The sequence below is a fragment of the Hymenobacter lapidarius genome, assembly GCF_001816145.1.
Lineage (GTDB): Bacteria > Bacteroidota > Bacteroidia > Cytophagales > Hymenobacteraceae > Hymenobacter > Hymenobacter lapidarius.
The window spans coordinates 21,258-34,704 of record NZ_MDZB01000142.1; the positions used below are offsets into that span (position 1 = coordinate 21,258).

13 protein-coding genes and 2 tRNA genes are annotated in these 13,447 nt (G+C 59.1%); 9 read left to right on the forward strand and 6 right to left on the reverse strand.

Going from position 1 to position 13,447, the window contains the following annotated elements:
• The first annotated feature begins 58 nt into the window (after window positions 1-58).
• From BEN47_RS16425 to BEN47_RS22540, 3 genes are all read left to right on the forward strand, one after another.
• Window positions 59-1,318 (forward strand): ABC transporter permease, encoded by a 1,260-nt coding sequence (locus BEN47_RS16425; RefSeq protein WP_070729800.1) that lies wholly within the window; start codon window positions 59-61, stop codon window positions 1,316-1,318.
• A 105-nt stretch (window positions 1,319-1,423) separates the two neighbouring features.
• Window positions 1,424-2,110 (forward strand): mechanosensitive ion channel family protein, encoded by a 687-nt coding sequence (locus tag BEN47_RS22535; RefSeq protein WP_070729802.1) that lies wholly within the window; start codon window positions 1,424-1,426, stop codon window positions 2,108-2,110.
• Window positions 2,107-2,544 (forward strand): mechanosensitive ion channel family protein, encoded by a 438-nt coding sequence (locus tag BEN47_RS22540; RefSeq protein WP_070729804.1) that lies wholly within the window; start codon window positions 2,107-2,109, stop codon window positions 2,542-2,544. The genes BEN47_RS22535 and BEN47_RS22540 overlap by 4 nt, the downstream gene beginning before the upstream one ends.
• A gap of 171 nt (window positions 2,545-2,715) precedes the next feature.
• Here BEN47_RS22540 and BEN47_RS16440 read toward each other — a convergent pair whose 3' ends face one another.
• A complete protein-coding gene (locus tag BEN47_RS16440; protein WP_070729979.1) occupies window positions 2,716-3,612 on the reverse strand; it encodes a TerB family tellurite resistance protein in 897 nt (298 codons plus the stop codon).
• A gap of 256 nt (window positions 3,613-3,868) precedes the next feature.
• On the opposite strand from BEN47_RS16440, the gene BEN47_RS16445 reads away from it, so the two are divergent.
• From BEN47_RS16445 to BEN47_RS16455, 3 genes are all read left to right on the forward strand, one after another.
• Window positions 3,869-3,943: transfer RNA gene (locus tag BEN47_RS16445), tRNA-Val, on the forward strand.
• A gap of 81 nt (window positions 3,944-4,024) precedes the next feature.
• Window positions 4,025-4,099 (forward strand) — tRNA-Val (locus BEN47_RS16450).
• A 133-nt stretch (window positions 4,100-4,232) separates the two neighbouring features.
• Complete coding sequence (locus BEN47_RS16455; RefSeq protein ID WP_125921732.1) at window positions 4,233-5,861, forward strand: ArnT family glycosyltransferase; 1,629 nt, start codon at window positions 4,233-4,235, stop codon at window positions 5,859-5,861.
• Window positions 5,862-5,958: 97 nt separating this feature from the next.
• Here BEN47_RS16455 and BEN47_RS16460 read toward each other — a convergent pair whose 3' ends face one another.
• The 5 genes from BEN47_RS16460 to mazG all read right to left on the reverse strand — a co-directional run bounded on the left by BEN47_RS16460 (window position 5,959) and on the right by mazG (window position 9,753).
• The gene (locus BEN47_RS16460) at window positions 5,959-6,426 is read right to left on the reverse strand and encodes a hypothetical protein (protein ID WP_125921733.1); all 468 of its coding nucleotides are present in this window, start codon (window positions 6,424-6,426) and stop codon (window positions 5,959-5,961) included.
• Window positions 6,423-6,959 (reverse strand): ExbD/TolR family protein, encoded by a 537-nt coding sequence (locus tag BEN47_RS16465; RefSeq protein WP_070729811.1) that lies wholly within the window; start codon window positions 6,957-6,959, stop codon window positions 6,423-6,425. The genes BEN47_RS16460 and BEN47_RS16465 overlap by 4 nt, the downstream gene beginning before the upstream one ends.
• Window positions 6,960-7,016: 57 nt before the next feature.
• Complete coding sequence (locus tag BEN47_RS16470) at window positions 7,017-7,649, reverse strand: ExbD/TolR family protein (protein WP_070729814.1); 633 nt, start codon at window positions 7,647-7,649, stop codon at window positions 7,017-7,019.
• Between the two features lie 85 nt (window positions 7,650-7,734).
• Window positions 7,735-8,628, reverse strand: coding sequence for a MotA/TolQ/ExbB proton channel family protein (locus BEN47_RS16475; RefSeq protein WP_438830506.1), 894 nt, complete (start codon window positions 8,626-8,628; stop codon window positions 7,735-7,737).
• Between the two features lie 267 nt (window positions 8,629-8,895).
• On the reverse strand, window positions 8,896-9,753 hold the full coding sequence (mazG, locus tag BEN47_RS16480) for a nucleoside triphosphate pyrophosphohydrolase (RefSeq protein WP_070729816.1): 858 nt from the start codon (window positions 9,751-9,753) through the stop codon (window positions 8,896-8,898).
• 74 nt (window positions 9,754-9,827) lie between these two features.
• On the opposite strand from mazG, the gene glmM reads away from it, so the two are divergent.
• The 3 genes from glmM (at window position 9,828) to BEN47_RS16495 (ending at window position 13,345) form a co-directional block, all read left to right on the forward strand.
• The gene (gene glmM / locus BEN47_RS16485; protein ID WP_070729982.1) at window positions 9,828-11,225 is read left to right on the forward strand and encodes a phosphoglucosamine mutase; all 1,398 of its coding nucleotides are present in this window, start codon (window positions 9,828-9,830) and stop codon (window positions 11,223-11,225) included.
• Window positions 11,226-11,391: 166 nt separating this feature from the next.
• Window positions 11,392-12,567 (forward strand): cysteine desulfurase family protein, encoded by a 1,176-nt coding sequence (locus tag BEN47_RS16490; protein ID WP_070729818.1) that lies wholly within the window; start codon window positions 11,392-11,394, stop codon window positions 12,565-12,567.
• A gap of 97 nt (window positions 12,568-12,664) precedes the next feature.
• Window positions 12,665-13,345: a ferritin-like domain-containing protein gene (locus BEN47_RS16495; protein ID WP_070729820.1), complete on the forward strand. Its 681-nt coding sequence runs from the start codon at window positions 12,665-12,667 to the stop codon at window positions 13,343-13,345.
• The last annotated feature ends 102 nt before the right edge of the window (window positions 13,346-13,447 follow it).

Sequence of the window (13,447 nt, forward strand, 5' to 3'; positions counted from 1 at the left end):
GCTGGCATTTTCCGTCTTTTGACTTCGGATACTACTCCTTACGGGTATTCACCCCTTTATGCTGACTCTTCGCCTCACTCTAGAAAGCTTTCGTTTCGCCTGGGACGCGCTCAAGTCCAACTTATTACGCACCATCCTGTCGCTGTTGGGGGTCACAGTAGGTATTTTTTCCATCATCTCCGTCTTCACCATCGTCGATTCGCTGGAGTCCAACATCCGGAGCAGCATGAATTTTGTGGGCGACAAGGTGATTTATGTTGAAAAATGGCCCTGGACGTTCGGCCCCGATTACCCCTGGTGGAAGTATTTCAACCGGCCCGTGCCCTCGGTGCGGGAATTTCAGGCGCTGCGTAAGCAGCTTAGCGCCAATAATAAAGGCATTGCTATTTTTGCCGCCAAAAGCGGCAACACGCTCAAGGCCGGCTCCAACTCGGTGTCTGACTGCGCGGTGCAGGGCGTGAGCTACGACTACCGCGTGGTAAGCAGCGTGCCGCTGGAAGACGGCCGCTACTTCACCAACCAGGAAATGGCGTCGTCCCGGCCGGTGGCCATTATCGGGGCCACCATCGCCGAAAACCTGTACCCGCAGGGTGGTGCGCTGGGCCGCGAGTTCAAGATGCGCGGCCTCTCCTTCGTCATCATCGGCATGATGGAGAAGGAGGGCAAAAAGCTGCTCGATACGCCGAGCAACGACACCAACGTGTTGGTGCCCTTCGACACGTTTGTCAAGATATTCGGGCTGAGCACTACCGGCATGGGTGGCCCTTCGCCCCGCATTGGCGTGAAGGGCCGTGATGAAGACGCCGGGCTGCTCGACCTGGAGTACGAAATGCGGGGCGTTATGCGCAACCTGCGCGGCCTCAAGCCCCGGCAGGACGACAATTTTGCCCTGAACCGCCCCGAAATGATTGCCGGCCAAATCACCCAGTTGTTTAGCGTGATTGGCGTGGTGGGGGGCATCATTGGCTCCTTTGCCATTCTGGTGGGCGGTTTTGGCATTGCCAACATCATGTTCGTGTCGGTGCGCGAGCGCACCAACATCATCGGCATCCAGAAGTCGCTGGGGGCAAAGAACTTCTTTATCCTGTTTCAGTTTCTGTTCGAGGCCGTGTGCCTCTGCCTCATTGGGGGCCTGGCGGGCCTGCTGCTGGTGTGGCTCGTGACGCTGGTGCCGCAGGATGCCCTGCCGCTCGGCATGTCGGCGGGGCGCATCATTCTGGGCCTGCTGGTATCCGTCGGCATCGGCGTGATTGCCGGTATCGTACCGGCCATCATGGCCGCCAACCTCGACCCGGTTATTGCCATCCGGGCCAAATAAGCCGCGCCGCGCACCGGCCGTGGGGCTTTGGCTAAAGAAGTAGTTCGCCCAGGCCCGTATTCACCGACTAAATACTGCCAATCCCTTCCCGGTTGGCCTGACTGCATGACACTTTCCGCGTTTTTACAGTACGAATTTTTAAGCAACACCGTCGGTCAGTACCTGGTGGCGGCGCTCATTTTGCTGGTCGGCAGCGTTTTTCGCCGGCTCTTTTCGCGACTGCTGAGCAAGCTGCTGTTCGCCCTCACGAAGCGTTACACCGGCGGCGTGAGCGAAGACGAACTCCACAGTCTGCTGATCCAGCCGCTTTCGGTGCTGCTGCTGGTGGTTACCCTGCAGCTGGCCGGCGCCACGCTCACGTACCCGCACGGGCCCACGGCCGTGGCTGCCGCCGGCCAGCTGCCGTGGCACGAAGTGCTGCTGCTGCGCCTGCTGTCCCTGGCCTTCATTGTGGCGGCGGCGCAAGTGGCCCTGCGCCTCGTCGATTTTGCGCTGCTCGTGATTTCGCGCCGCGCTACCCTGCGCGTCGCGTCCGGCCCCACCCGGCTGGACAACCAGTTCCTGCCCTTCGCCAAGGATTTGCTGAAGGTGTTTTTAATCATCGTGGCCACGCTGATAGCCCTGGGGCAGGTCTTCAACGTGAACGTGACTGCCCTGGTGGGCGGGCTGGGCATTGGCGGGCTGGCGGTGGCGTTTGCGGCCAAAGAGAGCCTCGAAAACCTCATTGCCTCCTTCACCATCTTTCTGGACCAGCCTTTTGGGGTGGGCGACCTCGTGACGGCGGCCCGGTGAGCGGCACAGTGGAAAAGATTGGCTTCCGCAGCACCCGCCTGCGCACCGCCGAGAAAAGCTACCTCACCGTGCCAAATAAAAGCATGATTGATAAGCCCCTCGACAACCTTTCGCTGCGCACTTCCCGCCGCGTGGGCTTTTCGCTCACCTTCGACCACTGCACCACCAGTGCCCAGCTTCACGCCATCATCGCCGACGCCCTGGAAATCATGAAAGCACATTCCTTGGTTACCCAGGACGTGCAAATGAAATTCAGTGCCCTTACGCCCACTGGCAAAGAAGTAACCGTGCAGTACTTTGTGGAAACCACCAGCTACGATGAGTACCTGGATGTGAAAGAAGACCTCAACTACCGGCTGGTGGAGGTGGTAGAGCACCACGGCGGACTGTTCTCCTCCACGCCAGTGCCCGCTGTGAATGCTGTGAAGAGCTAAGCGCAGAAGTTGCGGCCGGAGCAAGCAGTTGCTCAAACCGACTACATAGCGCACAGAGAAGGCCATTCGAATGAATGGCCTTCTCTGCTCATAGCTCAGAAAGAAGTCTGGTTTATTGGCGTTTGGTTCCGAATAGGATTTAAGACGACAACTCAGTTCAAGTTAGATGGCTTACCGGCCGCCGAGCAGGCCACCGAGCAGGCCGCCCATGCTACCGCCGCCGCCCAACAGGCTGCCCAGGCCGCCGCCACCGGCTTGCCGGGGCTGGGAGTTGGGCTGGCCGCCCAAGCCGCCGAGAATGGACATCATGGAGCCCAGGCCGCCGCTGCCAATGCCCGAGCCTTGCTGGGATGCGGTGTTGCCGCCGCCCATCATGCCGCCCAGCATGCCGCCGCCCAGCAGGCTGCCGAGCATGCCGCCCAGGCCGCTGTTGGCCGCGCCACCGAGCAGGCCGCCCAAGCTACCGCCGCCGCCCAGGCCGCCCATCATGCCGCCGCCCATGCCCTGGCTCTGGCCCCGGCCGCCGCCCATTACACGGGAAATAACCATGGGCGCCACCACGCCCAACAGGCCGCCCAGCAGGGCTCCCTTGGGAATGCCCACGCTGGAAAGCTTGTCGCCGATGCCGCTGAAGAAGCCTTCCTTGGCGGGGTCTTCGGGATTGTGCTGAACCTTGGCCGCCTGGTCGACCACGGTTTCCAGGGTTTGCTGCTGCTGCTGGTTGATGCCCAGGTACTGCGACATCTTAGTAATCATGGCTTCCTCTTCGTTGGCGTAGGAGCCGTCGGCCCGCGCGAAGCTGATGAGGTCGGTGATGAGTGAAAAGCGCAGGTCGCTGCCTTTCAGGGCGTCCAGGTTTTGCTGAATTGTCTGATTGGTGGAGTCTTGCGCGGCGGCCAGCACCTGCTGGGTGGCACCGCCCGATAGCCCGGACTGCTGGGCCAGGGCCTGCAGAAACTCTAGCTCTGCTCCCGACGCTTGGCGGTCGGCAGTGGCTAGGCTTGCAATAGCACTCAGGTAAGCGGTTTTTTCGGTTTCCGAATAATTCTGAAGGAGTTGGGATTCCATGGCAAAGAAAATGTAAGGGATGAGCAAAGGACTTGCCGTGCTTAACGGACCTGTTGAGAATACGTTGCTTTCCGACGAGAGCTACCGGAATCAAATATTTTTTTGCCGACGCTGAGGTGTTTTGTCTGCCTGAAAATGAAATTGTTGCTGCTTCAGGGTCTTTTAAACACGGGAAGCGAAGCCATTAAAAACGAAAAATTGTTTGGTGCTTCCAAAAAGACCCCCCATCTTTGCAATCCCAAATGGAAACAACCACGGGGGATTAGCTCAGCTGGTTCAGAGCATCTGCCTTACAAGCAGAGGGTCACTGGTTCGAACCCAGTATCCCCCACACTGATGAACAGTCACTTAGCAGCAATACTAAGTGACTGTTTTGTTTTTGGTTTAAACATTGGTTTAAACAAATAACCCCGGGAGGTTAGCTCAGTTGGTTTAGAGCGCTGCTTTCACACGGCAGAGGTCGAAGGTTCGAATCCTTTACTTCCCACACCATTCAACAGCCACCCAGCTTCCTGCCGGGTGGCTGTTTTGTTTTGCTGTTATAGCCAGTGCATGCTACTGAGCGGCGCATCTTTGCAGGCAGCAAAGTAGCCCACTGCCGCTGCTGCATTTTTGTGTCTGTGCGCCCTCTGTCCTCCTTTTTTGTTTCGCGCCGGAAGGTGGCTGGCCTGTTTTTCGGACTGCTGGCTCTGCTGGGCGTGGCCCTGCACCGCGACTATGGGATGAGCTGGGACGAGCCCGCCGACCGCCTCAACGCCTTTGTGAGCGCCAAGTACGTGGCCCTGCGGCTGGCGCCCGCCCTGGCCCAGCGCCAGCCGCGGCTGGCCGATATTCCGGACCTGAGCCGGCACCGCGACGCCGACCACGGCGTACTGTTTATGCTGCCGCTGGTGGTGCTGGAGGCCGTGTGGCCCGGCCCGGACCCGGCGGAATGGGCTTACCGGCGGCATTTGGTGGGCTTTCTGCTGTTTGTGGCTGGGGGGTGGGCGGTGTACCGGCTGGGGCGAGAGCGGCTGGCCAGCTGGCGCTGGGGGCTGGTGGGAGCGGGGCTGCTGGTGCTGTCGCCGCGGATTTTTGCGGAGGCGTTTTACAACTACAAGGACGTTGTGTTTCTGAGCCTGTTTGCGCTGGGCATGCTCACGCTCACGCGTCTGCTGCGGCGGCCCACGCTGGGCCGAGCCCTGTGGCACGCCGCTGCTACTGCCGCCGCCGTTGATGTGCGCACCATGGGCGTGCTGCTGCCGCTGCTCACGCTGGGGTTTGGTGCCCTGGAAATGAGCTGCCGGCCGGTGCGGCGGCGGCAGCTGGCCCGGGCGCTGGCGCTGTATGTGCCGGTGCTGGCGGCACTGGTGGTGCTGGGATGGCCGTACTTATGGGAGAGCCCGCTGGCGCATTTCCTGGCCGCTTTGCGCAGCTTTAGCCAGTATGCCAAGCCGCTGGAGGTGTTTTATTGGGGCGAGTTTGTGGCTACTCAGGCGCTGCCCTGGCACTATGCGCCCGTGTGGGTGCTCATCACTACGCCGGTGCCGTACACGGTGCTTTTTGTGGCAGGCGTGGCGGCGCTGGGCAGGCAGGCGGTGCGGGTGGGGCCGGGCCGGTGGCTGCGGCGGATGAGTGCGCGGCGCGACTTGCTGGTGCTGGCGTGGTTTTTCGGGCCGTTGGTGGGGGTAGTGGTGCTGCACTCGGCTATCTATGACGGGTGGCGGCATCTGTACTTTATTTACCCGGCCTTTGTGCTGCTGGCAGTGCGGGGGCTGCGTGCGTTGGTGGCGGTGTGGCGGCGCCATGGGGCGGGGCGGGGCCGGCCGTGGCTGGTGGGCGCGGCAGCGGGCGGGCTGCTGGTTCTAGGCTTGGGCACCGCGCAGGTGGCGTGGCGCATGGTGGCCGAGCACCCGTTTCAATATGCGTATTTCAGCTTTCTGCCCGGCCGGGTTGTGGAGCAGCACTTTGAGCGGGATTACTGGGGGCTGGCCACGCGGCAGGGACTGGAATGGGTGCTGGCGCACGACCCGCGCCCGGTGCTGACGGTGGGTATGGACGAGCGCACGGCGCTCACGCTGCTCATCAACTCGAAAATGCTGGCGCCGGCAGCACGTGCCCGGCTGCAGATTGTGGCGCCGGCCGAAGCGGAGTATTATTTCAGCATTCACCGCTGGCACCCCGGGCCGTATCCGGTGGCTATGGGGCGGCGGGTTCACACCGTGGAGGCGGGCGGCGCTACCCTGCTCACGGTGCTGCGCCGGCCGTAAGCGGGCGGTGGGGTGTTTCTTTGTGGCATCGTTTACAAAACCCGCCCTGGTGCGGGGATGGTAGTTTTGCCCTGCCTTCTGCGTCCTTTCCATGCCGCTACTTGAAGTTGTTGATGCCCGCCTCGCGCGGCAGTTTCTGGATTTGCCCGCGCAGCTGCACGGCAACCAACCGGTGTACATCGGGCCCATGACCGATGAGATAGCCGCGGTGTTTGACCCGGCCAAGAACCTGAACTTCGCCAACGGCGAGGCCATTCGCTGGGTGCTGACAAACGACGCGGGGCGCGGGGGGGGGCGGTGGCTTGGTTTCGTCCAAGGGAGGAGCGTCCATCAGCACGTTCTCCTGCAGATTTTTCTTGGGCTCTTTCGGCATCTTGTCTTTCAGATACTGCGAAATGAGCGGAAAAGAAATCAGCAGCAGAAACAACGCCGTGGCAATAATCAAAGCCCGCGTAACGTGCCGCTGGTACAAGCGGCGCAGCACGTAGGCTCCGTATGCCTTGTTGCGGCCCTCAAAAACGATGTCGTTTAGGCTGGCCTTGGCGATTTGCGAGTTATCCATCATAGGGCGGATTCTTTAATAAGGTCCAGGTCTACTTGAGGAATCTTCACCAATGCATACTTTTTCTGGTTCGTGATGTTCATCTCGTCCAGAATGTCCACCATGTTTTTATACTTGGCGTCAGCGGTTGCTTTGATAAGGATGATAGGCTCCGGCTGCTGGCGCTGGCGCTCCATGATAATCTGACGAATACCGGTAGCCGAGTAGTTCGTAACCTTCAACTCAGGCTTCGGCACGGAAGGGTCGGTCGGCGTGTTCATGCCGTAGTAATAGTAGGCCTTGTTGTCCTTGCCAAGAAGGATGGTCATGGCCTGCGAGTTCTTGATTTTGGTGTCCTCTACGTCGTCCGTCTTCTTCACCGGCATCGTGAGCTGCATCACGTTAGGCTTGGCGAAGGTGGTAGTCAACATGAAGAAGGTGAGCAGTAGAAAGGCCAAGTCCACCATCGGTGTCATGTCGATTCTGGTCGACATTTTTTTGGCCCGCTTCTTCCCACCTTTCCCACCGGAATCGGCTTTTCCTTGAATTTCTCCCATGGGATTTAGTGAAGTGAATGAACTGGATAACGGTTGGCTCGTGCGTGCTGCTGGGGTTTATTTAGCAGCTGCAACGGGCTTATTTTCCAGGTCCGTGATGAGGTTGAAACGGTTGATGTCGCGTTCCTGCAGAAGCTTGATAACTGCCTGCACCGTTGGTACATCGGCGTTGCCATCGCCTTTGATAGCGATATAAGTGGGCTTCTTGAAGAGGGCTTGATTGGCCTTGCGAGCTTCGATTACCCAATCAATGAGCTGATTGTTGAGCGAGTCGATGGGAACGCCGGGTTGCTGCGCGTTTAGCTGCTTGCGCTCCTCTCGCTCCACGTTGAGGTAAGAAGCAAGCTGGCTGATGGGCAAGCCGAAGTTGGGCAGGTTGCCGAACTCCTTGGCTTGCTCCGCGGTGAAGTTGACGCCGTATTTGGCCGACACCTTCTGCAGGGCTTGGATCTTTGTCTTCGTGTCATCGACGCCAAAAAACACGCGCTTTTTGTTGTCAATGGTCAGGGTAATAACGTTGCTCTCGGGCAGCTTAATTTCCGAAATAGACGAGGGCGTATCCACTACGACCGTCTCTTCGGGGGCAAACTTGGTGGTGAGCATGAAGAACGTCACCAGCAAGAAGGCCAGGTCCACCATCGGCGTCATATCGAGCGACGGCGAGGTACGGTGCGGTTTTACTTTAGGCATTGCGAGGTGGGATTAAAAGGGGGCAATTCGTCCTGTTCTACTGAACGAATCGCCCCGCATTTTAGTGCATCAGTAAATGACGGGATTAAACCGTGCGAACCGGCTGGCCAGCGTTGGCATTGTTGCCGTGCTGACCGGCGAAGGTCTGGATGATGCTAAAGCCCGCTTCGTCGATGCTGTAGGTCAGCTCGTCAATTTTGCTGGTGAAGTAGTTGTAGGCTACGATGGCGAGAGCTGACGTACCGATACCGAGAGCCGTGTTAATCAGAGCTTCCGAAATACCGTTTGCCAGCGCTACTGCGTCGGGGCTGCCGGCCTGCGCCAGAGCGGCGAAGGCGTTAATCATACCAAATACGGTACCGAGCAGACCCGTCAGGGTAGCGATAGAAGCCAAGGTCGAAATGATAACCAGGTTCTTCTCCAGCATGGGCAATTCGAGCGCGGTGCTCTCTTCGATTTCCTTCTGGATGGCGAGCACCTTCTGGTCGGTGGCCATGGTGGTTTCACGCGACATCTCGTTGTACTTCATCAGACCGGCTTTCACCACGTTGGCTACCGAGCCTTTCTGCTGGTCGCAGGCAACGAGGGCACCGTTGATGTCGTTGGCATTCAGTTTCTGACGTACGGTGCGCACGAACGACTCAATGCTCTTGCTGCCTTTGGCTTTGCCAATGGTAAGCATGCGCTCGATGGAGAAGGTAATCACCATCAGCAGCATCGACATTAGGATGGGCACTACGAAGCCGCCCTTGTAAACAATGCCGAGGTAATCACCGGGCAGGGGGTTCATCTTGTTGTCGCCGCCCTGAAAGTGGCTGCCATCACCAAAGACATATTTGTAAACGAGAAGGCTGACAATATAGGCTAGTACGATAACCACGACGGAGAACAGCGAGGCGCCACCGCTGCTTTGGGCTTCGGCTTTGGCGGCCGTTGCGGCGGGCCGTGGGCTCGTATTCATGGCATTTTTCTGTTCCATTGTTCTGGAGTGTTTGGGGTTGTTGAGTGAAGTAGTTGAATTGAGTTGGTAAAGAAAAAGCAAAAAATCGGTTAGGGCCGCAGAACCCCGTGAAAGAACAATTGATAAGCCCGTACTAAAGGACTGAAACGGTACTAACCGGAGTCTAAGCTACGCACTGAGCGGTCTTCTGCTGGGCAAACCTAACCAAAAACAGCGGCCTGACCAAAGAAAACTTGGCCGAAGCCAACAGAGAAGACGCGAAAACGTGGTAGAAACGTAGCAACGTTAAGGCGCACTGGAGGGTTGGGCGGGGCGTCCTTTGGCTTGCTCCCAATACACATCCATCTCGGTCAGGGTCAGGTCGGCCAGGCGTTGGCCGTTGGCCGTGGCCGCCGTTTCCAGGTACTGAAATCGGCTGATAAACTTGCGGTTGGTGCGTTCAAGTGCTTCTTCGGGATTGATGCCGGCGAAGCGCGCAAAGTTGACCAGGGAAAATAATAAGTCGCCGAATTCGTCGGCGGCCCGCTCGGCGTTCATGCGCTCGGGTTGGCCGTGGCTGTACTCGTCGCCAAATTCTCCTAATTCTTCCTTTACTTTTTCCCACACCTGCTCCGGTTGCTCCCAATCGAAGCCCGCGCCGCGGGCTTTTTCCTGAATGCGCATGGCTTTCACCAAAGCGGGCAGGGAGGTGGGCACGCCGCCCAGCACCCCGTTCGTATTACCTTTTTCCTTGAGCTTGAGCTGCTCCCAGTTGCGCTTCACGGTGTCTTCGTCGTGGGCCTGCACATCGCCGTAGATGTGCGGATGCCGGTAAATAAGCTTCTCGCACTGCGCGTTGAGCACGTCGGCGATGTCGAAGGCACCTTTTTCGGCGGCAATGCGGGCGTAAAAAAGAAGGTGGAGCATCACGTCGCCCAGCTCCTTTTTCAGGTCCGGCAAGTCGTCGCGCAGAATGGCGTCGCTGATTTCGTAGGTCTCCTCGATGGTGAGGTGGCGCAGCGTTTGCAGGGTTTGTTTTTTATCCCAGGGGCACTCGGTTCGCAGGCGGTCCAGCACGTCGAGCAGGCGGCCAAAGGCGGCCAATTGTTCGGGGCGCCGGGCACTGGTAAGCAGAACACTAGGGGCTGAAGTGGTGTTTTCCATTGTTCCAAAGATAAATGTTGGTACCGCCAACCGGCGGCCAGTGCCTAAATTTGTACTTTCAACTAAGCTACCTCGTGACTCTTATAAAATCAATTTCCGGCATCCGCGGCACCATCGGCGGTCCCGTTGGGCAGGGCCTGACGCCTCTCGACGTGGTGAAGTATGCCGCCGCTTACGGCACGTGGGTGAAGACCCAGGCCACCGACAGCAAGCTTATCGTCATCGGCCGCGACGCCCGCATCTCGGGTGAAATGGTGAGCCGCCTCGTGGCCGCTACGCTCCAAGGCCTCGGCCTGGACGTGTGCGACCTGGGGCTGAGCACCACGCCAACCGTGGAGATGGCCGTTCCGGCCAAGAAGGCGGCGGGCGGCATCATTCTCACCGCCTCGCACAACCCCAAGCAGTGGAACGCGCTGAAGCTGCTGAACTCGGTGGGGGAGTTTATTTCGGAAACTGATGGGCAGCAGGTGCTGGCTTTTGCCGAAAGCGAAGATTTTGAGTTTGCCACCGTTGCGAAGCTGGGCCAGTATAGCACGGACGCTACTTTCCTCAAAAAGCACATCAAAGCCATTCTGGCGTTGCCGCTGGTAGATGTGGAAGCCATTCGGGCCCGGAATTTCCGGGTGGTGGTGGACGCCGTGAACTCGTCGGGCGGCTTTGCCGTGCCGCAACTGCTGGAAGCCCTGGGCGTGACCACCGTGGAGAAGCTGCACTGCGAGCCCACTGGTGATTTCGCTCACAACCCCGAGCCGCTGCCCGAGCACCTGCGCGACATTGCCAAGGTGCTGGAAAAAGGCGGCTTTGACGTGGGCATCGTGGTGGACCCCGACGTGGACCGCTTGGCCCTGGTGAGCGAAAACGGCGAAATGTTCGGCGAAGAATATACCCTGGTGGCCGTGGCCGACTACGTGCTGAAAAGCCTTGGCGGCGGCAACACCGTGAGCAACCTGAGCAGCACCCGCGCCCTGCGCGACGTGACCGAGAAAGCCGGGGGGCAGTACGCCGCCGCCGCCGTGGGCGAGGTGAACGTGGTGACCATGATGAAGCAGACCAACGCCGTGATTGGCGGCGAGGGCAACGGCGGCATTATCTACCCCGAGCTGCACTACGGCCGCGACGCGTTGGTGGGCATTGCGCTGTTTCTCACGCACCTGGCCAAGTCGGGCCTGACCATGAGCCGGCTGCGCAATTCCTACCCCAGCTACTTTATCTCCAAGAATAAGATTGAGCTGACGCCCGAAATCAACACCGACGACGTGCTGGCCCAGATGGAGAAGCGCTACGCCAAGCAGCCCGTGAATACCATTGACGGCGTGAAGATTGAGTTCGATAAGGAGTGGGTGCACCTGCGCAAATCCAATACCGAACCCATTATCCGCATCTACGCCGAGTCTGATTCTAATTCCACGGCAGATTATCTGGCTCAGAAAATCATCGGTGACATCAAGGAAATCATTGCGGTGAAGGCCTAAGCCGCGCCGCAAGCGGGGAGGGAGCAGACCCGGCCGTTGCGGCCGGCTGGAAGTCTCCAGGGCCAGATTCATCAGGTTTCGGCCAAATGTCCGACGTTTGCACAACGCTACATTGGAATTGCCGGGCGCACCCACGTCCGGCAACTTCTGTTCTTACCCTCACCCCATGACCCACGTTGCTCCCGCTGCCCCCGCCTTCGTTTATTTCGACAACGCCGCCACCACGCCCCTCGACCCGGAGGTGCTGGAAGCCATGCTGCCTTTCCTGAGCCAGCACTACGGCAACCCCAGCAGCCTGCACGGTCCCGGCCGGCAGGTGCGCGCGGCCATCGAAAACGCCCGCAAGACCGTAGCGCACCTCATAAACGCCGCGCCGGCCGAAATCTGCTTCACCAGCGGCGGCACCGAGGCGAACAACTACGCCGCGTTCGGCAGCATTCGCACGCTGGGCTTGAAACATGCCATCACCTCGCGGCTGGAGCACCACGCGGTGTTGCACCCTCTGCAGGCCCTGGCTAAAACGGGCGAAATAGAGCTGCATTACTTGCGGCACGATGCCCAAGGGGCATTTGACCTTGGTCATTTGGAGGAATTGCTGGCGGGGCAGTCGCGCACGTTCGTGAGCCTGATGCACGCCAATAATGAGATTGGTAACCTCAACGACGTTGACGCCATCGGGCAGATTTGTGCGCAGCACGATGCTGTGTTTCATTCCGACACGGTGCAGACCATGGGCCACTACCGCCACGACGTGCAGCAGCTGAAAACCCACTTTCTGGTGGGCTCGGCGCACAAGTTTCACGGGCCAAAAGGAGTGGGCTTTTTGTATACCCGCAGCGGCGTGCAGGTAAGCCCGCTCATTCACGGCGGCTCGCAGGAGCGCAACGCGCGCTCGGGCACCGAGAATGTGTACGGCATTGTGGGCCTGGCCAAGGCCCTGGAAATTGCGGTGCGCGACTTGGCGGCACACCAAACGCATGTGCAGGGGCTGAAGGACCGGTTTGTGAACAAGCTGCGCGCCGAAATTGAGGACGTGCAGTTCAATGGCCTTTCGGCGCAGCCGGACCACAGCCTATACACGGTGCTGAGCGTGAGCCTGCCGCAATCGGCCATCAACGAAATGCTGCTATTCAATCTGGACATTAGCAAGGTGGCCGCTTCGGGTGGCTCGGCGTGTACCAGCGGGGCACAGGCCGGCTCGCACGTGCTCGAAGCCTTGGGCTGCGACCCCACCCGGGCATCGGTGCGGTTTTCGATGAGCAAAATGAACACCGCCGCCGAAGTAGACTACGCGGTGGCGCAACTGGCCAAGCTCTACCGCCCGGTAGCGGTGAAGGCATAAAGCGTGCGCTGTTAGGCACGAGTGCAAGCTCGACCTAACGTATTGGTTCAATTTCTCGTAAGCAAGGACATATTTCCACTATGTTTCTTCAACAAAAATGAATCAGTCCCAATCACCTTCCGCCACCACTTCCCGGGCGGCTAATAACCTGCTCGGTCAGGCGCAGCAATGGCTCAAGCAGGGCAACGTGTCCGAGCTGCTGGGCAAAGTGCCCTCGTCGCTGAAAAACGCAGGTAGCTCCACCATCAACGGCTTCAATAAGCTCAGCACCACTCAAAAAGTAGTGGGCGGTGCGTTGCTGGCACTGGGCGCGGGCTACCTCACCGCCCGGAAGCGCAAAGCCAATGGCTCGGCCGCAACCCTAAACGAGTTGCTGTACTTCGTGAACGACCGAATTGAGGGCTACCAGCGCGCCGCCGACGAAACCCAGGACACGCAAATGCGCAGCTACTACAAGCAGCTGGTGGGCCAGAGCCAGCAGTTTGCCAACCAGCTCAATGCGTACCTGAGCCAGCAAGGCAGCAGCCGCCAGGACAGCACCACTTTCAAAGGCAAGTTCTACCGCGTCTGGATGGATGCCAAAGCCGTGGTGACTGGCTACGACGAGCAGGCCATCCTCGGCTCCAACATCTACGGCGAGGAGTGGGCCCTGAAAGCTTACCAGGAAGCGCTGGATGACAAAACGCTGAGCGGCCCCCTGCGCCGCACCGTAGAGCACCAATACAAAATATCGCAGCAGACCTACAAAGAGCTCCAGAGCAAAAAGAGCGACAAATAATTTTGCCCGCCTGAAAAAGGACCCCGCCCAATGCCGTTATCAAGCTGCATTCGGCGGGGTCCTTTTTTTGCCTCAGTGTAGGAAGCGCCGGTGAATGCGCTC

Excerpts from the sequence above, each read along its gene's own strand:
- BEN47_RS16425 (WP_070729800.1), top strand. The coding sequence starts at position 59 with ATGCTGACTCTTCGCCTCACTCTAGAAAGCTTTCGTTTCGCCTGGGAC.
- BEN47_RS22535 (WP_070729802.1), top strand. The coding sequence starts at position 1,424 with ATGACACTTTCCGCGTTTTTACAGTACGAATTTTTAAGCAACACCGTC.
- BEN47_RS16440 (WP_070729979.1), bottom strand. The coding sequence starts at position 3,612 with ATGGAATCCCAACTCCTTCAGAATTATTCGGAAACCGAAAAAACCGCT.
- BEN47_RS16460 (WP_125921733.1), bottom strand. The coding sequence starts at position 6,426 with ATGATGGATAACTCGCAAATCGCCAAGGCCAGCCTAAACGACATCGTT.
- BEN47_RS16465 (WP_070729811.1), bottom strand. The coding sequence starts at position 6,959 with ATGGGAGAAATTCAAGGAAAAGCCGATTCCGGTGGGAAAGGTGGGAAG.
- BEN47_RS16470 (WP_070729814.1), bottom strand. The coding sequence starts at position 7,649 with ATGCCTAAAGTAAAACCGCACCGTACCTCGCCGTCGCTCGATATGACG.
- BEN47_RS16475 (WP_438830506.1), bottom strand. The coding sequence starts at position 8,628 with ATGGAACAGAAAAATGCCATGAATACGAGCCCACGGCCCGCCGCAACG.
- mazG (WP_070729816.1), bottom strand. The coding sequence starts at position 9,753 with ATGGAAAACACCACTTCAGCCCCTAGTGTTCTGCTTACCAGTGCCCGG.
- BEN47_RS16490 (WP_070729818.1), top strand. The coding sequence starts at position 11,392 with ATGACCCACGTTGCTCCCGCTGCCCCCGCCTTCGTTTATTTCGACAAC.
- BEN47_RS16495 (WP_070729820.1), top strand. The coding sequence starts at position 12,665 with ATGAATCAGTCCCAATCACCTTCCGCCACCACTTCCCGGGCGGCTAAT.